A 20,623-nucleotide genomic window follows, 5' to 3' on the forward strand; every position below is an offset into this window, starting at 1 on the left:
GTGATCTATTGACAACGGAAGCGTAGAGGACCGCATGAACGCATATCCGCGTCATGCGGTTTCCTCCCTTCTCCCCCCTGACATGTGTTTTCCCCAATGTGATACAAAGGAGTTTGTCTCATGAATCAGATAATGTCCAATAAACGCGTCATTGCTTTGTACACGCTGCCGGCGCTGCTGCTTATTATGGTACTTATTTACGTGCCGCTCGCGCTGACAGGCTACTATGGACTGATGGACTGGGACGGGATCGGTGAAATGACATTCATCGGGCTCGACAATTATGCCGCGCTGATCGTCGATGGGGCATTCTGGTCGAGCGCCTGGCACTCCCTGCTTCTTGCAGTGTTTTCTGTCGGCAGCCTCGTCCTGTACCTTGGTGTATCGCTTGTCCTGGCAAGTGATGTAAAAGGCGCCAACCTGTTCCGGAAAATCTACCTGATCCCGATGCTGTTGTCTTCCGTAGCCATCGCACAACTGTGGCTGCGTGTGTATCACCCAACGAACGGGGTCATGAACCGCTTTTTAACATCTATCGGTATTGAGAATCCGCCGCTCTGGCTGGCAGACACGAGTATCGTTTTGTTTGCGATTTTCATTCCGATCATCTGGCAGTACGCCGGTTTCTACATCATTATCTACTACGCAGCGCTGAAAAACGTACCGAACGAAATCGTGGAGGCTGCCCGGATCGATGGAGCAAGTCCGCTTCAGATTGCCTACAAAATCAAGCTTCCGCTGATCGCCGGTATTATTAAAGTAACGATCGTTCTCGCTGTGATCGGTTCCCTGAAGTACTTTGACTTAATTTACGTCATGACCGACGGCGGACCGAACGGTGCCAGTGAAGTAATGGCATCCTATATGTATAAACTTGCGTTCCGAACCAATGAATTCGGCTATGGAAGTGCCGTCGGTTTCTTCCTGCTGATTCTGATACTGATCGTAACGTACCTTATCCGTAAAGCAACCACGTCCAAAGATGACGAGGTGCAGTATTAATGAAGGAGGAATCCACCGTGTCCAACACCGCAGCTATGGAAAAATCCGGTCAGGGAATCAAAATTGGATCCCTCCGACTGAAGCTGTCCTCGATGATTCTCTATCTGATTCTGGGACTTGTTGCACTGCTGCAGATTCTGCCGCTGATCTGGCTGCTTCTGTTTTCCTTGAAGGACAATCAGGAAGTATTCAACCTGGCACCGTTTGCGCTGCCGCAGGATCCGCAGTGGAGCAACTACGCCCGTGTATGGGTGGATGGAAACATCGGCCTGTACTTTTTTAACAGCGTTCTTGTTACCGGAATTTCTGTCATTTTGACGATTCTGCTTGCAAGCTTTGTCACATTCGCTCTGACCCGTATGCAGTGGAAGCTCAGCAAACTGGCACTCGGCCTCTTTATGGTCGGCCTTATGATCCCGGTCCACTCTGCGCTTATCCCGCTCTTCAGCTTCTTTACGACGATTGGAATTATGGATAACCACCTGTCGATCATTTTGACGTATACGGCGTTCAACCTGCCGCTTACGATCATGATCCTGCTCGGTTTCTACTATACGATTCCAAGAGAACTGGAAGAGGCGGCGATCGTGGACGGCTGTTCGATCCACCGGCTGTTTTTCCGGATTATTCTTCCGATTACAGCGCCTGTTGTCGCAACGACCGCGATTATTAACATGATTTACAATTGGAACGAATTCGTATTTGTAAACACATTTATCAGTTCAGACAGCTTAAAAACACTAACTGTCGGTATTCAAAATTTCATCGGTCAGTACTCTACAGACTGGGGTGCCATCGGAGCAACGCTTGTGATCAGTATGCTTCCGATCCTCATCGCCTTCTTCCTGTTAAGCAACAAGATTGTCGAAGGAATGACATCCGGTTCTGTGAAAGGCTGATTTTTTCGAAGGAGCGTATGCAGCTATGTCCATGATTACGAACCCGATCCTGCCCGGCTTCCACGCCGATCCGTCCATTCTCCGCGTGGGCGAGGATTTCTATATCGCGACGTCCACGTTTGAATGGTTTCCGGGCGTGCGGATCCACCACTCCCGCGACCTGAAAAACTGGTCGTTTGCGGGCAGTCCGCTCACCCGCACGTCCCAGCTCGACATGAAAGGCAACATGAACTCCGGCGGCGTCTGGGCGCCGGACCTGAGCTGGCATGACGGCACGTTCTACCTCATCTACACCGACGTCAAGCAGTGGCACGGCGCCTACAAGGACGCCCACAACTACCTTGTTACCGCGCCGGCCGTCACCGGCCCGTGGTCCGAGCCGGTCTACTTAAACAGCAGCGGCTTTGATCCGTCGCTCTTCCACGATGACGACGGCCGCAAGTACCTCGTCAACATGGTCTGGGACTACCGCAGCGGCAATCATCCGTTTGCCGGCATCGTCCTCCAGGAGTTCGACGAGGAGGCCGGCACGCTCACCGGCCCGATCAAAATGATCTATGAAGGCTCGGATATTCAGATGACCGAAGGGCCGCACCTGTACAAAAAAGACGGCTGGTACTACCTGCTCGTCGCCGAAGGCGGCACCGAGTACGAGCACGCGGAAACCGTCGCCCGCGCGAAAACGATCGACGGCCCGTATGAAACCGATCCGCACTACCCGCTCCTTACGTCGCGCGGCAACCCGGATCTCACGATTCAAAAGGCGGGGCACGCAAGCCTCGTCGACACGCCGAACGGCGAATGGTACCTCGCGCACCTCGGCGGCCGTCCGTTGAACGGCAAATACTGCACGCTCGGGCGCGAGACGTCGATTCAGAAAGTCGTCTGGACCGACGACGGCTGGCTCCGCCTCGCCCACGGCGGGCACTTCCCGCAGGCGGAAACCGAAGCGCCGGATCTGCCGGAAGTGAAGGTGGACAAAGAGCCGGTCCGCGACGACTTCAACACGGATGTGCTGGGAGGCGCGTGGAATTCGCTCCGCATTCCGGCGGATCCGTCGTGGTGCAGCCTCGACGACCGTCCGGGCCACCTGCGCCTGTACGGCCGGGAGTCACTCTCGTCGGTGCACCACCAGTCGCTTGTCGCGAGGCGCCAGACGCACTTCGCCTGCCGCGTGCAGACGAGCGTCGACTCCGCGCCGGAGGACTTCCAGCAGAAGGCCGGCCTCGTCGTCTACTACGACACCGAGGACCACGCCTACCTGCACGTGACGCACCACGAGGAGAAGGGCCGCGTGCTGCAGATTCTGCGCACTGTCGGCGGCAGCTACGAAGAGGTGCTTCTCCCGCCGCAGCGCGTCGCGCAGAACGGCCCCGTCGAGCTCGCCTGCGACATCCACTACGACACGATGCAGTTTTTCTACCGCGACGCGGAGACAGCCGACTGGCAGCCGCTCGGAAAACGGCTCGATACGACGCACATGTCCGATGACTCCGCGCCGGATGTCCGTTTTACCGGGACGTTCGTCGGCATGGCGTGCCAGGACTACAGCGGACGCCGTATGGCCGCCGACTTTGATTACTTTGATTACGACATAAAGGAGAGCTGATTTACATGCAGGTACGGTGGATGAACAACCATATTTATACTGTCTGCGACTGGCTCGTAAAACTTGCCTACCTTCAGTTTCTGTGGGTTCTCTTTACACTCGCCGGCGGAATTGTTTTCGGTTTGTTTCCATCCACCGCTGCGGTGTTCCACCAGCTCGGCCGGATGATCGCAGGCGGCACCGGACGCGGGATGCTCCCCCAGTTTGCCGGCGTCTGGAAAACGTCCTTCAAACGGATGATCCCGTTTGCACTTCTTTTCTGGTCGGCACTTGGTGTATTCAGCTTCAATCTGCTTCTGCTGACGCAGATGCAGGGGATGGTACTTGTCTTCATGATGAGCGGCATGGCACTGACATTTCTGATCGGCGCACAGGTATTCCTGTTTTTCTTTCCCGTGTTCGCGCGCTACCCTGACGCTTTGTGGCAGGATCTGCTGCGGCTTGCGCTGTTTCTCCCCTTTACACGCATCCGCATTATCGCCGCGGTGTTTTTCGGAAGTGCGCTTCTCGCCGGAATGTTCTACATGGCGCCGGTGCTGATCACCTTCTGGGGTGTTACTGCTTTCTTTGCGCTTACCGCATGGGCTGCTTCGTGGAAGCTCCCCCGCTTTCACGCAGACTATGAGGAAGCCGATACTGCCGCTCCACTTCCCCACGCTCTGAATGCACAGTAATGTGCCGCCTCCCGTGCCGGTCCTCCCCCTGTACCGGCAGCGGGAATAAAAAGGAAGCCCTGCATCAACAGCCGGATGCAGGGCTTTTCTTTAGGTTATCACGCCTTACTGAGGCGGCTGCACGTCGAGAAGGCCCGTAAGCGAACCTGCCGTATAGTCCGGCAGCACATGGCCGGATTCAAACGGAATGCCGCCACGGTTGATCCAGAGCGTATCAAAACCGAACGACTTCGAACCGATGATATCCCACGGATTGGACGAAATAAACAGAATGTCCGTCCGTGGCAGCTGCAGTCTGCTGAGCGCCAGATGGTATGCGGCCGGCGCCGGCTTGTACTGCTTGACCGCATCGATACTCCACACGTCGTTCAGATACGGAGCGGCGTCCGAGCCGTCGATAAGCGGATGCAGCATATCCGGCGATCCGTTGGAGAGAATGACATTTTTCGTGTGCGTCTGTTTCTTCAGTACGTCCACCGACTCCGGGAACAGATCCAGCTTTTCATACGCTGCCATACACCGGGCGAGCTCCTCCTCGGAAAACGGCTCTCCGTAAACCGTGGAGGCATAAAGAAGCGCATCCCTCGTCACCCGGGAGAACGGCTCATACGTTCCTGTTTTCTGCCGGAGAAACGCATATTCCAGCTGCTTCTTCCGCCAGAGCGCACCGATATCCGCTGCATTTTCCGGAGAAATCTCCCGAAGCGTTTTGTTCGTGGATGTCACATCATAGAGTGTCCCGTACGCATCGTAAATAATCGCTGAATACATGAAAAAGCTCCTTTATGTCGTTGATTTCCGCTTCGGCAGTTCGGTGACATTGTCTTCGTACACATCGCCGTCCCACGTTTCCAGATCGATGCGCTGCTCTTCTTCCCGGCTTCGTCTGCCGGAATCGATTTCCTGCTGCCGGTCGAACTCTTTGACGAATGCTTTCAACACATCGGTGTAGCTTTCCGCCGCATCGAAAAACGCAATGTTTTTATGCGCCAGGTGACCGTTTTTCTTCAGCTCCACGCGGAAGCAGCGCTCGTTTTCATACGGGCTCGGCATCTGCACGAGAGACGCTTTATACGTCCCGGAACGCGCTTCCACCGTTTTATCGGACGCCACTTCCCTGCCGCGTGCATCCGGCTGCGGTTTCTTGCCGATTGTAAGAAGCATACCGGTCATCGCAATGACAAAACCGAGACTGACCACCATGATAAGAAAAAACCAGAACATGATCGTTCCCCTCCTTCGAATGACTCTCGTATACGTATACCCGTTTTTACGCGCCGCTATCCGGAAGGTTTCGAAAATATACCGGCACTGCTGAATTATTCATTCGTCACTTTTTGTTCACAATATTCGACTCAGCCGTCATATGCTTTTCCATGCCGATAGTCTCAGCTGTTTCAAATGAAATACCTGCACTTGTCGATGCTTCCGTCTTTTTACATGTTTTCCCGTGACAACCGTTTTCTCCAGGTCGTATACTAAGACAAAAGGAGGGAATCGCTCCATGCTGAAAAAGACGCTCGAAGCCGCACACGAAGACTGCCGCCTCCGCGGTATGGATCCTGCGGAAATCAGGCGCCCGGTGGAAGTATTAACGACCAGCGAATTAACGAGAATGCGTCGTGACTATACGGACATCCTGGACGTAGTACATGTCTTTTCACGGCAGGTCCTTCAGTCGCTTGAAGGAACGCCGCTGCTGATTGTGATTTCCGACGAGGACGGCTATATTCTTGACATCCGTGGTGATGCCACGATCCGCGGAATGATCCAGCAGCTCGGCATCGAAAGCGGTGTCCGCTTCACGCTGGAGGATCTCGGCCCGAATGTCATTTCTCTTGCGCTGACTGAACAGCTCCCGGTTGCTCTGATCGGGGACGATCACTACTTTCAGTTCCTGCACGCCACCGCCTGCTACAGTTCGCCCTTCCGCTATACCGACGACAATACGCTGTTAGGCACCATTTCGGTGATGACGACAATCGACCATGAGAATTACTTGTTTCTGCACATGCTGACAAACGTCGTCGGCTCGATTGAACGGGAACTTCTCCTGCGCCGGCAGAACGAAAAGCTCGATGTATTGAATCAGATCATGATGGAACGGACCCAGAATGCTGTCATCGTGACCGACGCAGAAGGCATCGTGACCGAATACAACGCTTCCGCAGAGCGCATCTCCGGATTTGCCAGAGACCGGATAATCGGCCTGAGTATTTTTGACTCCCCCATCACCGGAGACTACTTCCGCAAGGTGCTCTCAAAGGGGAAAATTTTCAAAGATGCCGAAATTAACGTGAACAACGACGGACAGCCGGAATACATCTGCCTGTTTGACGCCCAGCCGATTTACGACGCCAAAGACGAAAAAATTATCGGCGGCTTCGCCCAGCTCCGGGATATCACCGAGCGGCACCGCCTCCAGGAGCAGTACAACTACCTGGCCTACCACGATGAACTGACCGGCCTGCCAAACCGGCGTTTCTTCCAGAACGAACTGGAAAAGCTGATTCAGCGGGATGAAAAAAACATCGGTCTCCTGCTCATTGATCTGGACGGTTTCAAAAATATCAACGATACGTTCGGCCACAGCAACGGAGATCAGCTGCTGCAGGCTGTCGCTCAGCGTCTGCGGATAATCATTTCCGGGAGAGGTCTCCTCTTCCGCATCAGCGGCGATGAATTTCTCGTGATGATTCAGGAGCTCCGCGGAGAATGCCACCTGAACGAAGCTGCCACGGAAATTTTAAAAGACTTTCAGCGTCCGTTCTCTATTGAAGACCGGAGCCTGCATATTACCGCAAGCATCGGCGGCGCCGTGTATGAGCACCACCCGCCGGATCTCGAATCCTATATGGTGCATGTCGATGCTGCGATGTACAAAGCGAAGTCCCTCGGGAAAAACGACTACCGGATGTTCTCTCCGGAAATGCACCTTCATTCCCGCGAGGACCTGCTGATGGAAAGCGACCTCCGGAACGCCATGGATCGGGAAGAACTGATTCTGTACTATCAGCCGATCGTGGATGTGACCGACGGCTCCATTGCCTGTTTTGAAGCACTCATCCGCTGGAAGCACCCCGAATCCGGTCTGCTCTCCCCGGGCCGTTTCATTCCGCTTGCCGAGCGTACCGGGCTGATCGTGCCGATCGGTGAATGGGTCATCCGCGAAGCGTGCCGCCAGCATCAGGAGTGGAAAAGACAGGGGCTTCCGCCTACACAGATCTGCGTCAATATTTCCGCGCAGCAGTTTTTGAAAAAGAACTTCGTCCAGACGATTGCCGGAGCGCTGGAGGCATATGATATCAATCCGAAATACCTTGACATCGAAATCACTGAATCCATGGCGATGGATTTTACTTATGCCGAAAATGTCCTCCGCGAGCTGAGAAGCCTCGGTCTGCACTTAAGCATGGATGATTTTGGGACCGGATACAGTTCCCTGTACTACTTAAAGCGCTTCAACATTCAGACGCTGAAAATTGATAAAACGTTTATCGATGATCTTGCCGGAGAGAGCAACGATTCGGTATTGATCAGTACAATGCTTGCCATGGCCGATACACTCGGAATGAAAGCTGTTGCCGAAGGCGTGGAATCCAAAGAGCAGCTGGACCGGCTTCTGGAAGCAGGGTCACCGCTTATACAAGGGTTTTACTTTTCGCCGCCGCTTTCACCGGGAACGATTCAGCGGACGTATACAGAACTCACGGACACGATCAAACGGAAAGCCGGAAAAGGAGTCGATTTACATTGAAAAAAATGACCGCTGCCGTCCTTGCTGATCAATTATTATCCTGGGGAATCAAGCATATATTTGGAATACCCGGCAAACCGGTCGTCCCGCTCATTCTGGCGGCCGATAATGCCGGACTGCCGTTCGTTCTTGCCAAACATGAATGCGGCGGCGGCTATCAGGCTGCCGGTGCTGCACTCGCCACAGGGCTGCCGGCCGTGGCCATCGGTACATCCGGCCCCGGCGGCACAAACATGATAACGGCAGCCGCTCAGGCAAAAGCGCTCCACGCCCCCGTTCTTTTCATCACCGGCCATCCTTCGATCCAGGCTTCGACGAAACCACAGGGCCAGGATTCTTCAATGTATGGCACGGATCTGACCAGGCTGTTTGAACCGGTGACCAAATTCAGTGCCCGCATCGAGCGGCCGGACAATGTCAGACAGGTGCTTGACTACGCACTACATAAAGCACTCACCGGCAAAAAAGGGCCTGTCCACCTTTCCATCCCGGCAGATGTACTGACGGCGGAAATCGAACCGTTCCAGCTGCCGCTGCCCGTAGATTCCCCGCTCCGTTCCGGCAGGCTGGAAGAAGCGGCACAGCTCCTTTCCACTGCGGAAAAACCGATGATTTTAGCCGGAAAAGGGATCGACGCTGCCGGCTGCTATGATGAGCTTACAGCATTTGCGGAAGCATGGCAGATACCTGTGAGTACGACGCCGGGCGGCAAAGGCTGTTTTCTTACCGGTCACCCGCTCTCTCTCGGTGCATTCGGCCTCGGCGGCAATGACCGCCCGCATGCGTATGTCGAAGAAGGCGTGGACGTCCTCGTCGTTCTCGGCTCCAAGCTGAGTGACATGAGCGTGGCCGGCTGGCCGCAGGAAAAACTGCCATCGCACATCATTCATGTCGATATTGACGGCTCGGTCATCGGCCGTACATTCGATATACCGGTCACAGCCATAGAAGGAGATCTAAAGGAAAACCTGCACCATTTTCCACTGCCGGAAACAAAGCCCGGGCTCCGTCCGCTTCCCGATGTGGAAGAACCCGTCCCGGACGGTGGAGGCCGCACCCTCTCCACCGCTGCCGCTGTAAGGCTTTTAAAGGAGCTTGTGCCGGACGACGCTGTTCTCTACGGGGACGACGGAAGCCACACGTTTTATGCGATTCAGCAGTATCCTATTACACAGCCGGGATCGTTTTACTTCGATGATGTTTTCGGAGCAATGGGCCACGGTCTCGGGCTCGCCATCGGTGCCAAGCTTGCCGCTCCGGAACAGACGACGGTCTGCCTCACGGGAGACGGCTGCCTCTTCATGCACGGAACAGAAATTGCCACAGCCGTCGAGCACGGAGCAGCGGTGCTGTTTATCGTCGTGAACAACGAAGCACTCGACATGGTCGATAAAGGAATGAAGCGGCACGTCGGACGTTCGGTCGGCACGGTATACAAAAATCCGGTGAACGCAGCCATGTTTGCACAGGGACTTGGTGCAGATGCCGTCCGCGTGTATTCCGAAGAGGAACTGCGCCGGGCACTCGACGGCCGTTTCCCTCTCACAGAGCCGCTTGTTGTTGAACTCTGCGTGGATACAGAAGAGATACCGCCGACGATGCGGCGCGGATAGTTTGATGCGGCCCGCTCTTTTTTCCAGGACTTCTGTCCGCGGACCGCTGGATTGTGCTAAACTATAATGGTATTTTCGAATCCATACGGCAGTCCGCCGGACGTGAAAGGAGCGCTTCCCCATTGAATATGCAGGATGAGTCCTACCAGAAAGGCCTTGCCAAACTCCGCACGATGACGGACGAAGAAGGCATAAAAATGATCGAGAGCTACGGCAATATTTCCCCAAGGTTTGTCGAGATGATGATCGGCTTCGGCTTCGGTGAAGTATACGACCGCGACGTGCTCTCCCAAAAGCAGCGCACATTGATTACGCTGTCTTCACTGATTACGCAGGGCGCTTACGAGCAGCTGAATTTCCATATCCGCGCTGCGCTCAAAGCAGGACTGACCCCTGAAGAAATCGTCGAAGTAATGCTACAGTGTGCAGCCTACGCAGGCTTTCCCAAAGCAGCAAGCGCGATCCGCATCGCCGGAGAAATTTTTGACGAACTAGGCGTCTCCGCCGTGCCGGAAGAAAGCCGGAACGATTGAACGTATAGGAACTACGAAGGAAGCTCACCTCCGGAGCTTCCTTCTTTGTTTTTTACAGCGCTGGAAACGTCCGGCTGCAGCCCTGAAGAGCCGGCGTTTTTTTGACAGTGCCTTTTTCATTGCGGTCTTCGCCCAACACGTGGCGGTGTTTCAGCTTACTGCTGCGGTCTTTCTTCTCACTGTGGCGATCTTTTGCTGCCGCGTTGCGATGTTCCCTTTGTATGGCTGTCTTTTTCCGCCCCATGGCGGTCTGAAATACCGGCATTGCGGTCTTAAGCGCTGCCGTTGCGATCTTTCTTCTGTGTAGTCAAGAACCGCGCGGCCGTGCCGCAAGAAGAGCGCTGCACTGCGCTTTAAGCCAAAGGCCGGCTCCATCCATGCGCTGCCTTCATAAAAGAGTATTCGAATTACATCCATTCTTATCACACGAAAAAGCCCGTCTCTCCGGAACAAACCGGTGGAGACGGGCTTACCTTCATTCTATCAATGAAGTTTCAAATTAGCGCTCTTCCAGACGGGCGATACGCTCATCCAGATCCGGGTGGGACGAGAACAGCTTCGCCATGCCGCCCTTCCCGTTAATTTTCATCGTCTGAACGGCAGAGTCATCGGTCCGGTCATCGACCGAAGCCCGCTGGACGTGCGCCTTCAGGGAACGCAGCGCATGCGCCATTTTGTCTTTCCCGGCCAGATCGGCTCCGCCGCGGTCCGCATGAAATTCGCGGTAACGGGAGTACGCCATAACGACAATACTTCCGAGAATCGAAAAGAGAATCTGGAAAATGAGAATCGCTGCAAAGCGGACGATCATTTCCAGCTCCGGACGGACAAAGCGGGAAACGATAATCGCCGCGATCCGGGAGAAAAAGACGACGAACGTGTTGACGACACCCTGCAGGAGCGTCATGGTAACCATGTCACCGTTCGCTACGTGCGCCACTTCGTGTGCGATAACGCCTTCCACCGCATCGTCATCCATCGAATCGAGAAGTCCCTGGGATACGGCAACGAGCGAGCGTTTTTTGGAAGGTCCTGTCGCAAACGCGTTCACTTCCGGTGAATTGTAAATACCAACCTCCGGCATATGCATCAGCCCGGCCGCACGGGAAAACTTGTGTACTTTCTCCACTACGTCGCGCTCGCGCTGACTCATGCTGCCATCCGGGTCGATGACCTTTACTTTCATCATCTTCTTCGCTACCCAGCGTGAAATCGCAAGCGAGAAGAACGAGCCGATGAAGCCGACGAGTATCGAGAAGACACCGAGTGAGACAAGGTCAATGCCGAGTCCCGGGCCGCCGGTATCAAACTGACCACTCACCCCTGTAAACCGTACAATCAGTGACCAGACAACAAGGATCGTTGTCAGGACAAGGATGTTGGTCAAAATAAATAAGAAAATTCGTTTGCCCATGATTCAGCCTCCATTTTTCATCAATCTTACTCTATTATACATGAGGTACGAGCCATGGCTCAAAAGGTTTCATGCAAAAAATAAGAAAATTACGTGTCGGACTTCTTTACCCAGTACTCACTTCCGTTTCTGCTGCGGTCAAGAAAGCCGTATTCCACTAAATACCGGCGCAGCGTCACGAAATCATCCCACCGCTGTTTCAGCTTTTCGTTCACCTCTTTTTCGGTGAACGTTTTTTGTTCTGGAAAATCCGCCATGATCGTACGGAGGACAACAAGTTTCCGCTTTTCCTTTCGTGGAAAAGACGAAATCCTTCCTCCGGTGCCTTCCGGAAAATAGGTCTGGATGATTTTTTCTTCTTCTTTTTTCGTCACGGCATATCGTTCATCCACCATCGTCGCACTGCTGTGCACGTCCGTCATCGCTTCTCCCTCCCATTCCTGCATCATCGTCAAAAAGGCTTTCGCCTGCTTTTCTTTTTCCTTCAGCTTAAACCGGTGTCCGCGCACCGTTGCTTCGCTGACTCCGAGCACCGCGGCTGCATCCTTGTCTTTTCTGCCGCCGGCCGTCTCCCGGATCACCTGCTTCTGCACATCGGTGAGTCCTGTATGGCGTTTGTCCGCTTCAAGAAGCGCTTGAAACACACTGCCATGCGCCTCCTGAATATGCTTTTCCATCCGCTTGTCCGCATCCATAAGGACATTCTCATACGGATAAATGATCCCCTGCTCATACTCCTGACTGCAGAGCAGGCAGCTGATGGTCCCCGGCCGGATCGTCCGGCTGAAGCCGCGGTACCGTTCTGTTTCGTCTGATTGAAGAAACCGCTCGTTCATACTCAACCCCTCCTCTGGAATTTATTTAAACATAAATCAATTTCGTTTTCAATTAATAAAACAAATTATGTTTTTGTTTTAAATTATAGGAGGGGCAGTCCTGAGGAATCACAAAAGGAGCGGACAGATTCCAGGACGAGCTCCTTCCCCGGCGCCGGAAGATTCTCATAAACAGCCTCCAGAGTCCTATTTTGGCGGGGCTCATTCCAACTTTTCGCAGGTTCAGTCCCACAACGAGCTGTCCGATTCCCATTTCTCTTTAACATTCCAACTTCTCCCCCAGTCAGTCCCACTTCCCCCGCAGTCAGTCCCACTAAGCTCCTGCCTATTCCCACTTCCCTGCGGTGGATTTCTGAGCCACATTGCCTTAAAAAGATAGTAAATGCTTTTCCACTTTCTGACTGCATACGCGGCCGTACAGCTGACACCCGGCATGAAAACTACACGTTTTCACCCTAAAAAACCAGGCAGAACCCGCCTGGTTTTTTAGATAAAATGGATTGCCGCTTCCTGTCTGCACCTCCGGCCGTACAATACTTCTCTTGTAAGAAGCACGGCTGCTTCTGTCTGGAAGCGGAGAAACTCCAACAACAGAAACAAATGGTACAGGTAACAGACCTTCGCATGATGGACATTCCTATAAAAAAAGCCCGGAAAGCGCTCTTGGCACTTTCCGGACTGCTGCTTTACTCGTATTCTTTTTCGAATGTTTTCGTGCTCCGCACGGTGTCGATCGGGCGGACGTGATTTTCAATTTCCTCCCGCTGCGGTTCGAGCTTCGGCGGCAGCGCAAGCTTTTCTCCGAGCGTTTCATACGGCTCATCGTCCATGAAGCCGGGCCCGTCGGTCGCGAGCTCAAACAGAATCTGCGGGCCGCTTCGTGCATAAAGCGATTCAAAGTAGAAGCGGTTGACGTAACCGGATGTCTGGAAACCGAGGTTCGTCAGGTGTTCGATCCACTGCTCAAGCACGTTCCGGTCTGAGACGCGGAAAGCCATGTGATGGACGGTGCCGTATCCCTGCTGTGCAGGAGGCAGAACCACGTTTTTCTCTACGATAAGGCGGGCGCCGTTTCCGCCTTCGCCTACTTCGAACAGGTGAAGGGAGCCATCGGCATCGATTTCACGGAAGCCGTACGCTTTCTCGAGAATTTCCTTAAATCCGTCGAACGGTTCGATGCGGATATGCATCGGCCCGAGACCGGTAATTGCATACTCTAACGGAATCGGGCCGTCCTGCCACGGTGTGCCGGCGGGTACGCCTTCGTTTCCTTCATCCGAAATGAGCATGTACTGCTGTTCGTCGAAGTCTTCAAACGACAATGTCTTTCTTCCGAACACCGTCTTGATACCATGGTGCCGTACATCGAGACGGTCGAAGCGTTTCACCCAGTAATCGAGGGCTTCGTCCCCCGGGACGCGGAAGCCTGTTTTGTATAATTCGTTCGTGCCGTGGGTGCCTTTTGGAATTCCGGGGAAATCGAAAAAGGTCATGTCGGTGCCGGCGCTTCCTTTGTCGTCGGCAAAGAACAGGTGATAGGTCTGGATATCATCCTGGTTGACGGTTTTTTTGACGAGACGCATGCCGAGGACATACGTGAAAAATTCATAGTTTTTTTCAGCACTGCTCGTGATCGCAGTGACGTGGTGGAGCCCTTTTAATCCTTCCATGAAAACAACCTCCTCATTCTGTTTACGTATTCCTGTTTCGACGTGTGGTTACACGTCTTGTTTCAGCCAGTTTCAGCATACCGTACGTACACTTAGTGTGTCAATATAAGTAACTTACAAAAAGTAAACAATATGAAGACTGGTGATTCTGCTATACTGGCTTCAGGAGGGAACAACGATGAAACAGATTATCACAGCAGTCTCGATCCGCTTCGCTGTGCTGCTTGCGGTATTTGCTGCCGCCTCACTTTTCTTGGATACACTTCTCGTGAACGTCATGCTTGTCGGCGGTGCGCTCGCCGGCTTTTTCACCTATACGAGCAGCGCAGGCACGTTCCGTACTGGTGCGCTCCGCCTGTTGAGCAACGGGGCCCCGCTGTACAGGGAACGGGAGGAAGCAATGAATGTCAGTCCGACGTTTATCGCGGCCTGCATCCACGTGCTTCTCAGCCTGCCGCTCGCCTTTTTCCTTTAAATAAACCAGGCAGAACCCGCCTGGTCTTAAAAGAAAAGGGAGGTTTATTGAATAGGTTCCCGCTTTCTGCCTGCACCTGCAGCCGTACGCGTTCCGTTTGAAAAGCGGAAGCGCCCTGGTCACGAGCGACCAGTCCTGGAAGCCCTGACGACGAAAGCTGCTCTTTGCTTTCTTCGGCAGGGGTGAAGGAACCTCGAGCGAGTGGGTGCTGCAGCTGGACAATGCTTCGATTGAAGAAGCATGGCTCCGCGCGGCCGCGCCGCAGGTCAGAAGATCACTGCCCGGCGGCTCAGACCAAAGGCCGGCTCCGCTCATGCGCTGCAGCCGTGCAGACAGCGCCCGGCTGGAAGACAAGCCCACGGCAAGCTTCTGCCGAGTAGCGGAGAAGCTCTACCAACAGAAACAAACGGTAAATGCAGCAAAACGTTGAAATGCTGCAGCCCTTGGCATGCCTGCTTGGAAGAGGCTTTGGATTTTATACATTCTTATTAGTCTAAAAAACGCCCGCTCCGCAGTTGATGCGGAAGCGGGCGTTCTCTTATGCCTGGACGAGATCCCGTCCGTTGTTTTTCCAGGCGGTGATGCCGCCCTGAAGGTGAATGACTTCCTGTCCCTGGTTGAGCAGAATGCTCGCCGCAGTTGCTGCGCGGATACCGGTGAGGCAGTAAACGGCCGCCGGTTTCTCCTGATCGAGCTTCTCCTCTGCCTTCTCAAGCTCATGCATTTTAATGTGCTCGGCGTGCGGCAGGTGCTCTTCTTCATACTCGTCGTCCAGACGGACATCGAGCGGCTGCACGTCGTCCAGGTTCACATCCTCCGGCGCTTTGGAAACATACGTACGCAGGCCGGATGCTTCGTTCACAACCGATGCCGGATAAAATCCGCGCAGCCGGTCGAGCCCGATCCGTCTCAGCTGGGAGGCGATCGTCTGCTGGTTGTCTTCATCGGCAATAATATAAATATCTTTCTCATAGTCGGCAATCCAGCCGAGCCAAGTGAGAAATGCCGGCGATAACGGAACGTTGATTGTTCCGTCCACGCTTCCCTGCTTATACTGCTGGAGAGGGCGAGTGTCGTAGACGACAACGCCGTCCTCTTTCGCCTTTTTCTCGATCTCCTCCACCGATGCGGACAGCTCTTCTGCACGCTTCACGTCGGAAAGCGGCGCAATAATTCCTGTGTTCAGCCGCTTCATTTCACCGAAATAGGTCGGCGGCTCCGGCTGGCCGTCCAGGAGAAAGTCGACGAACGCTTCTTCTTCATCATACTGAAGCGCCGGGTTCATCATTTTCTCATAGCCGACCGTCGTTGTCGGTACAGCACCGAGCGCTTTTCCGCACGAGCTTCCTGCACCGTGTCCGGGCCAGATCTGAAGATAGTCGTCCAGATTCCGTACTTTTTTCAGTGACGCAAACATCTGGCGCGCCCCTTTGTCCGCCGTGTCTTTCACGCCGGCTGCTTTCTCGAGCAGATCGGGACGGCCGACATCCCCAACGAAAACGAAATCGCCGGTAAATAGTCCGAGCGGCTTTTCCGGATTGGCCCCGTCTGTTAATAGAAACGAAATATGCTCCGGCGTATGCCCCGGTGTATGCATCACGTCAACCCACGTGTTGCCGATCGTGATCCGGTCGCCGTCCTTTACTGCTTTCGTTTTTACACTATCCGGGAACTGATAGCCGCCATTTTCCGCGCCTTCTGCGGAATGATAAATGACCGCGCCGGTTTCTGCCGCAAGCTCCCGGCTTCCGGAAATATAGTCTGCATGAATGTGTGTTTCCAGGGCATGCGTGATTCTAAGCCCCTGATCTTCTGCTGTTTTGACATATGAATCAATGTCGCGGGACGGATCAATGACCGCCGCCTCGCCTGTTTTCTGACAGCCGACCATATAGGACGCCTGTGCAAGTGCATCATCATAAAAATATTTGAGTAACATAGAATACCCTCCTGTGTATTTAATATACTACTATGGGTATATCCGGTTTTTCAACCCATTAAACCTGTGGATTGAATGTACCCGCTTTCGGGAACATCTATGCACGAGGAGGGATTCCATGCAGTCTTTACAGGGAAAAAACGTACTGATTACCGGCGGCGGCCGCGGCATCGGTCTTGCTGCTGCGCGGGAACTGGCGAAGGAAGGATGCCGCATCGGTCTGACAGCACGGTCGGAGCGGCAGCTGAATGAAGCGGCTGAAGAGCTCCGCGCGGATGGCGTCGAAGTCATCCCCTACGCCGCAGATCTCCGCAGTGAAGAGGAAGCCCATGCGGCTGTCAGAGAAATCGAAGAAGGATTCGGCTCGATCGATATTTTAATTAACAATGCAGGTGTCGGCACAAAAGGGGAATTTCTCGATATCCCGCCGTCTGAATGGCAGAAAGTGTGGGACACGAATGTGATGGGGATCGTCCACGTCACCCAGGCGGTCCTTCCCGGCATGAAGGCACGCGGGCACGGAGATATTATTAATATTTCCTCGATGTCCGGATTGAAAGGAACACCCGGATCGAGCGCCTACAGCGCTTCGAAATTCGCCGTTATCGGTATGAGCGAGAGCCTGATGCAGGAAGTACGCCGCGACAATATCCGCGTCATGGTGCTCACACCGAGCCTCGTGGAAACCGAAATGACCCGCCCAGGCGGTGAACGGAATCCGGAAAAATTCACCCAGGCGGAAGACCTTGCCGAGTATATGACGTCGCTCTTAAAACTCGAGCAGCGAACGTTCATTAAAACGTCCGCCATCTGGGCGACGAATCCATTTGAAGACAGTTGATAATTTTTATATGGAAGCCTGCCGGCCTTCGGCGGGCTTCCATTCTGGCTTATCCGCAGAAAATAGATGCTAATATATGCCGGAACAGGTATACTGAAGGAAATCGCTTATTTCTAAGAAGGATGTGACTGTAAGTTGGAAGAAATTCCTTTATCTATGCTCGTGATCTTTTTCGTGCTGCTTGCACTGTCGGCGTTTTTTTCGTCCAGTGAAACGGCCTACTCCAGCGCAAACCGGATCCGGATCCAGTCGCTGAGTGAAGCGGGCAATAAAAAAGCAGACCGGACACTGAAAATTCTCGATTCGTTTGATGAGGCGCTGTCGACGATTCTGATCGGAAACAACCTCGTCAATATCGCAGCTGCGACCATTTCCGGTCAGCTTGCCGTGCAGATTTTCGGCCCCAGCATCGGTGTGTTTGTCAGTACGTTCGGTGTGACGCTGCTCGTGCTTATTTTTGGTGAGATCATGCCGAAATCCCTCGCCAAAGAGTACGCAGAAACGTTTTCCATGCGAATTTCCGGGATTATTCTTTTCTTGATGAAAATTCTCTACCCCGCGAACCTCGGCTTCATCTACCTGCGCCGCGGCGTAACGCGCATTGTCGGCAGTAAAAATGATGAACCGTCGGTGACGGAAGAAGAGCTGAAAATGCTCGTCGACCGAAGCGAAGTAGAAGGCGTTATCGATGAACACGAAAAGGATCTCGTCCAGCGTTCCTTTGATTTTAACGACATATCGGTCGTGGAAATTTCACGGCCGCGTAAAAACATCGTAGCTGTAAACGAAACGGACGATGCGGAATTTGTCAAAGACGTCTTTATGCGGGAACGCTACTCGCGGATCCCGGTGTACCGGGAGTCGATTGACCATATCGTCGGTGTACTTCATGAACGGGACTTCTACCGTGCCTACCTGCAGGGGCAGACTGATATAACAGAGCTTATGCGTCCGCCGGTGTTCGTCGTCGAAACGATGAAAATTTCCCGGCTCATGCCGAAACTGCAGCGGGAAAAAACACATATGGCTGTCGTCATTGATGAGTACGGGGATACGTCTGCCATCGTGACGCTGGAAGATATTATTGAAGAGCTCGTCGGAGAAATTTACGACGAACACGATGAAGCGATCCGCTTTTATAAAAAAACACCGGATGGATCTTATCAGATCCACGCTGATTTTCCACTCGATGAAACGATGGAACTGCTGGAGCTGACGGAACCGGAATCCGTCCATCAGTCGCTCGGCGGCTGGCTGTCCGAGCAGTTCGAGCGCGTTCCGGAAACCGGGGAGATCGTCACGTACGAACAGTATCAGTTCGAAATCACCCACTCCGACGAACGGCGCGTCCATTCCGTCCTCGTCACACCGCTCCCTCCCGAAGAAATCGAAAATCAGGAAGCATAACGAAAAAGCTGCCGGGCTTCCGGCAGCTTTTTCGTCTATTTCAGAATAGAAATGCTGTTCTTGAAAGAGGAACCAATGACGGAAGAAGGCTGCGGCGCTGGCGGCCGGCAGCTCAGGATTTCCGCTGTGTACGAAGGAGATCGCCACAGTGGCCGCCAGGATCGCAACGCCGGCGGAAAAGACCGCCATGCGGGCAGAGGACACCGCCACGCGGGTTGCAGATCGCAACGCCGGTGCTGAACATCGCCACACCAGAAGCGAACATCGCAACGGGAAACGGAAACTCCGCCATACGAAGCACAGAGACCGCCACGAAACCCTTCAACTACCGCGGGCCGAACCGCCCGGCCCGCCATCTGCCGGAGCGGCATACAGCCCGGAAGCAGAGGGGCCGCCGCGGGGCGTCGGCGGCAGGTGGTCCGACCGGCTGAAAAGTTGGTTCGTTACGGTGCGGAACGTGGTCCGATTTCGGCCGGATATGGTCCGGCAGAACGCAGATGGTCCGGAAAAAGCAATTTCTGTTTCGATACGCGGCCATCGTGTTCCGCCCAGCCTTCATTCTGGTCCGCGGGCAGCCGATGCTGGTCCGCCTTTTTATGAATCAAACGAATTCCGCTTACAGAAGCATATGCCTGCTCATCCAGACAAACCGAAAAGGCTGCGGCCGGTACATTATCTGCCGCTGCAGCCTTTTTTATGTTTGTATCAGGTCTCCCTCGACAGCGGCATGCTCATGCAGCGCGGGCCGCCGCGGCCGCGGACGAGTTCGGAGCTCGGTACTTCGAGTACGGTGATGCCGTTCTCCCGGAGCAGCTCATTGGAAACGTAATTCCGCTCATACGTAATAACGCGCCCGGGCGCCGTTGCGAGCGTATTGGAGCCGTCGTTCCACTGCTCGCGCGCGGAGGCGATGCGGTCCTCCCCGCCGCACGGAATGAGCTGCACTTCCGGCAGATTGAGCGTCTCCATAAGCGCGGTACGCAGGCTGTCGCGGCGCTGGATACGGATCGGATCGCCCCGTTCGAGCAGGAAGATCGGCATCGTGCCGTCTTTATCGACGACTTCGGCATGTGTTGTAAACTGGTCGTGCGACACCATCGTGAATACGGTGTCCAGATGCATTGAAGAGCGTTTTTTCGGGATTTCGACGGCGATGATTTTCTCAATTGTCTCCCCTTCCGCAAACATTCTGCGGGCAAGCTCCTCCACTGCATGCGCCGACGTGCGTTCGCTCACACCGACCGCAAGCACCGTATCACTCAGCACGAGCTGGTCACCGCCTTCGATCGGGAACGTGTAGTCTCTCGTCATAAAGCGCGGCACATCCGCACTGTCAAACTTCGGATGGTACGTAAACACGTAATCGGAAAACATCGACTCCCGTTTACGCGCTGTCTGGCTCATCGGATTGATAGACAGGCCGCGTCCGATCACCGCAGCGGCATCACGTGTGAAATACGCGTTCGGCATCGGATCCAGGTAGAACGGGTAATGCCGCTCCATCATCTCATGGAGGTGCTTCCGCTTCTGCGGCGGCAGCTCTTCTTTCCGCACTCCTGCGATCATGCTCTCCACGAATTCCGGCGCCGATTTGGCGAGCAGGTATTCCCGGAGTGAATCCGCTGTACTCTCCGCGGTGAGGTGCGACTCCTTTAACACCTCGTCCAGAAACTGACGCCGCATTTCCGGAGCTGCGAAAACGTCTTTTAATAGATCCTCTACGTAAAACACGTGCGCCCCTTCGTTCCGGAGCACCTGCACAAACGCATCGTGTTCTTTCTGCATAGCCGGGAGATACGGGATGTCATCGAACAAAAGCTGTTTCATTGCCTCCGGCGTGACCCGCTCGATCTCTCTTCCCGGCCGGTGGACGAGCACCGACGTCAGCTGCCCGATCTCTGATTGAATATGTAATGGATACACGGCACTCTCCCCTTTTTTTGTGAATGACGTT

19 protein-coding genes are annotated in these 20,623 nt (G+C 54.1%); 12 read left to right on the top strand and 7 right to left on the bottom strand.

Features of this window, described 5'->3' with window-relative positions; genetic code table 11:
* The first annotated feature begins 120 nt into the window (after positions 1 to 120).
* The 4 genes from C6I21_RS06955 to C6I21_RS06970 all read left to right on the top strand — a co-directional run bounded on the left by C6I21_RS06955 (position 121) and on the right by C6I21_RS06970 (position 4,184).
* A complete protein-coding gene (locus C6I21_RS06955) occupies positions 121 to 1,002 on the top strand; it encodes a carbohydrate ABC transporter permease (protein WP_105958722.1) in 882 nt (293 codons plus the stop codon).
* A 92-nt stretch (positions 1,003 to 1,094) separates the two neighbouring features.
* Positions 1,095 to 1,901: a carbohydrate ABC transporter permease gene (locus C6I21_RS06960; RefSeq protein WP_425352480.1), complete on the top strand. Its 807-nt coding sequence runs from the start codon at positions 1,095 to 1,097 to the stop codon at positions 1,899 to 1,901.
* A 25-nt stretch (positions 1,902 to 1,926) separates the two neighbouring features.
* Positions 1,927 to 3,510, top strand: a complete 1,584-nt coding sequence (locus tag C6I21_RS06965) for a glycoside hydrolase family 43 protein (RefSeq protein ID WP_105958724.1) — start codon at positions 1,927 to 1,929, stop codon at positions 3,508 to 3,510.
* A gap of 5 nt (positions 3,511 to 3,515) precedes the next feature.
* Positions 3,516 to 4,184, top strand: coding sequence for a YesL family protein (locus tag C6I21_RS06970; protein WP_105958725.1), 669 nt, complete (start codon positions 3,516 to 3,518; stop codon positions 4,182 to 4,184).
* Between the two features lie 105 nt (positions 4,185 to 4,289).
* Here the strand turns inward: C6I21_RS06970 and C6I21_RS06975 are convergent, their stop codons facing one another.
* Together C6I21_RS06975 and C6I21_RS06980 are read right to left on the bottom strand one after the other, a co-directional pair.
* A complete protein-coding gene (locus C6I21_RS06975) occupies positions 4,290 to 4,955 on the bottom strand; it encodes a haloacid dehalogenase type II (protein WP_105958726.1) in 666 nt (221 codons plus the stop codon).
* Positions 4,956 to 4,967: 12 nt separating this feature from the next.
* Positions 4,968 to 5,408 carry a hypothetical protein gene (locus tag C6I21_RS06980; protein WP_105958727.1) on the bottom strand — a complete coding sequence of 147 codons (441 nt, stop codon included), beginning with the start codon at positions 5,406 to 5,408 and terminating at the stop codon, positions 4,968 to 4,970.
* 280 nt (positions 5,409 to 5,688) lie between these two features.
* On the opposite strand from C6I21_RS06980, the gene C6I21_RS06985 reads away from it, so the two are divergent.
* From C6I21_RS06985 to C6I21_RS06995, 3 genes are all read left to right on the top strand, one after another.
* Positions 5,689 to 7,941, top strand: coding sequence for a putative bifunctional diguanylate cyclase/phosphodiesterase (locus C6I21_RS06985; protein WP_105958728.1), 2,253 nt, complete (start codon positions 5,689 to 5,691; stop codon positions 7,939 to 7,941).
* A gap of 5 nt (positions 7,942 to 7,946) precedes the next feature.
* On the top strand, positions 7,947 to 9,554 hold the full coding sequence (locus tag C6I21_RS06990) for a thiamine pyrophosphate-binding protein (protein ID WP_105958793.1): 1,608 nt from the start codon (positions 7,947 to 7,949) through the stop codon (positions 9,552 to 9,554).
* 128 nt (positions 9,555 to 9,682) lie between these two features.
* Positions 9,683 to 10,087, top strand: coding sequence for a carboxymuconolactone decarboxylase family protein (locus tag C6I21_RS06995; protein WP_105958794.1), 405 nt, complete (start codon positions 9,683 to 9,685; stop codon positions 10,085 to 10,087).
* A gap of 499 nt (positions 10,088 to 10,586) precedes the next feature.
* Here the strand turns inward: C6I21_RS06995 and htpX are convergent, their stop codons facing one another.
* The 3 genes from htpX to C6I21_RS07015 form a co-directional block, all read right to left on the bottom strand.
* Complete coding sequence (gene htpX, locus C6I21_RS07005) at positions 10,587 to 11,501, bottom strand: protease HtpX (RefSeq protein ID WP_105958730.1); 915 nt, start codon at positions 11,499 to 11,501, stop codon at positions 10,587 to 10,589.
* A gap of 89 nt (positions 11,502 to 11,590) precedes the next feature.
* The gene (locus tag C6I21_RS07010; protein ID WP_105958731.1) at positions 11,591 to 12,337 is read right to left on the bottom strand and encodes a DUF2087 domain-containing protein; all 747 of its coding nucleotides are present in this window, start codon (positions 12,335 to 12,337) and stop codon (positions 11,591 to 11,593) included.
* A gap of 686 nt (positions 12,338 to 13,023) precedes the next feature.
* The gene (locus C6I21_RS07015; protein WP_105958732.1) at positions 13,024 to 14,007 is read right to left on the bottom strand and encodes a ring-cleaving dioxygenase; all 984 of its coding nucleotides are present in this window, start codon (positions 14,005 to 14,007) and stop codon (positions 13,024 to 13,026) included.
* 178 nt (positions 14,008 to 14,185) lie between these two features.
* Between C6I21_RS07015 and C6I21_RS07020 the strand changes: the two genes are divergently transcribed.
* Both C6I21_RS07020 and C6I21_RS16435 read left to right on the top strand, forming a co-directional pair.
* Positions 14,186 to 14,482, top strand: coding sequence for a hypothetical protein (locus C6I21_RS07020; RefSeq protein WP_105958733.1), 297 nt, complete (start codon positions 14,186 to 14,188; stop codon positions 14,480 to 14,482).
* A gap of 205 nt (positions 14,483 to 14,687) precedes the next feature.
* Positions 14,688 to 14,912: a hypothetical protein gene (locus C6I21_RS16435; protein WP_105958734.1), complete on the top strand. Its 225-nt coding sequence runs from the start codon at positions 14,688 to 14,690 to the stop codon at positions 14,910 to 14,912.
* 108 nt (positions 14,913 to 15,020) lie between these two features.
* Here the strand turns inward: C6I21_RS16435 and C6I21_RS07030 are convergent, their stop codons facing one another.
* On the bottom strand, positions 15,021 to 16,421 hold the full coding sequence (locus tag C6I21_RS07030; RefSeq protein ID WP_105958735.1) for an MBL fold metallo-hydrolase: 1,401 nt from the start codon (positions 16,419 to 16,421) through the stop codon (positions 15,021 to 15,023).
* A gap of 118 nt (positions 16,422 to 16,539) precedes the next feature.
* Between C6I21_RS07030 and C6I21_RS07035 the strand changes: the two genes are divergently transcribed.
* From C6I21_RS07035 to C6I21_RS07045, 3 genes are all read left to right on the top strand, one after another.
* Entirely contained in the window at positions 16,540 to 17,262 is a 723-nt protein-coding gene (locus tag C6I21_RS07035; protein ID WP_105958736.1) for a 3-ketoacyl-ACP reductase, read from the top strand.
* A 156-nt stretch (positions 17,263 to 17,418) separates the two neighbouring features.
* On the top strand, positions 17,419 to 18,669 hold the full coding sequence (locus C6I21_RS07040) for a hemolysin family protein (protein ID WP_245411560.1): 1,251 nt from the start codon (positions 17,419 to 17,421) through the stop codon (positions 18,667 to 18,669).
* Positions 18,670 to 18,884: 215 nt separating this feature from the next.
* Positions 18,885 to 19,100, top strand: coding sequence for a hypothetical protein (locus tag C6I21_RS07045; protein ID WP_105958738.1), 216 nt, complete (start codon positions 18,885 to 18,887; stop codon positions 19,098 to 19,100).
* A gap of 274 nt (positions 19,101 to 19,374) precedes the next feature.
* On the opposite strand, the gene arcA is transcribed toward C6I21_RS07045, so the two are convergent.
* Positions 19,375 to 20,592 (bottom strand): arginine deiminase, encoded by a 1,218-nt coding sequence (arcA, locus tag C6I21_RS07050; RefSeq protein WP_105958739.1) that lies wholly within the window; start codon positions 20,590 to 20,592, stop codon positions 19,375 to 19,377.
* Between the last annotated feature and the right edge of the window lie 31 nt (positions 20,593 to 20,623).

Origin of the sequence: Alkalicoccus urumqiensis (assembly GCF_002993335.1) — a bacterium.
Taxonomy (GTDB): Bacteria; Bacillota; Bacilli; order Bacillales; family Salisediminibacteriaceae; genus Alkalicoccus; species Alkalicoccus urumqiensis.

Bases quoted from the DNA above. Each gene is read 5' to 3' on its own strand.
- C6I21_RS06955 (WP_105958722.1), top strand. From the start codon at position 121: ATGAATCAGATAATGTCCAATAAACGCGTCATTGCTTTGTACACGCTG.
- C6I21_RS06960 (WP_425352480.1), top strand. From the start codon at position 1,095: ATGATTCTCTATCTGATTCTGGGACTTGTTGCACTGCTGCAGATTCTG.
- C6I21_RS06965 (WP_105958724.1), top strand. From the start codon at position 1,927: ATGTCCATGATTACGAACCCGATCCTGCCCGGCTTCCACGCCGATCCG.
- C6I21_RS06970 (WP_105958725.1), top strand. From the start codon at position 3,516: ATGCAGGTACGGTGGATGAACAACCATATTTATACTGTCTGCGACTGG.
- C6I21_RS06975 (WP_105958726.1), bottom strand. From the start codon at position 4,955: ATGTATTCAGCGATTATTTACGATGCGTACGGGACACTCTATGATGTG.
- C6I21_RS06980 (WP_105958727.1), bottom strand. From the start codon at position 5,408: ATGTTCTGGTTTTTTCTTATCATGGTGGTCAGTCTCGGTTTTGTCATT.
- C6I21_RS06985 (WP_105958728.1), top strand. From the start codon at position 5,689: ATGCTGAAAAAGACGCTCGAAGCCGCACACGAAGACTGCCGCCTCCGC.
- C6I21_RS06990 (WP_105958793.1), top strand. From the start codon at position 7,947: ATGACCGCTGCCGTCCTTGCTGATCAATTATTATCCTGGGGAATCAAG.
- C6I21_RS06995 (WP_105958794.1), top strand. From the start codon at position 9,683: ATGCAGGATGAGTCCTACCAGAAAGGCCTTGCCAAACTCCGCACGATG.
- htpX (WP_105958730.1), bottom strand. From the start codon at position 11,501: ATGGGCAAACGAATTTTCTTATTTATTTTGACCAACATCCTTGTCCTG.
- C6I21_RS07010 (WP_105958731.1), bottom strand. From the start codon at position 12,337: ATGAACGAGCGGTTTCTTCAATCAGACGAAACAGAACGGTACCGCGGC.
- C6I21_RS07015 (WP_105958732.1), bottom strand. From the start codon at position 14,007: ATGGAAGGATTAAAAGGGCTCCACCACGTCACTGCGATCACGAGCAGT.
- C6I21_RS07020 (WP_105958733.1), top strand. From the start codon at position 14,186: ATGAAACAGATTATCACAGCAGTCTCGATCCGCTTCGCTGTGCTGCTT.
- C6I21_RS07030 (WP_105958735.1), bottom strand. From the start codon at position 16,421: ATGTTACTCAAATATTTTTATGATGATGCACTTGCACAGGCGTCCTAT.
- C6I21_RS07035 (WP_105958736.1), top strand. From the start codon at position 16,540: ATGCAGTCTTTACAGGGAAAAAACGTACTGATTACCGGCGGCGGCCGC.
- C6I21_RS07040 (WP_245411560.1), top strand. From the start codon at position 17,419: ATGCTCGTGATCTTTTTCGTGCTGCTTGCACTGTCGGCGTTTTTTTCG.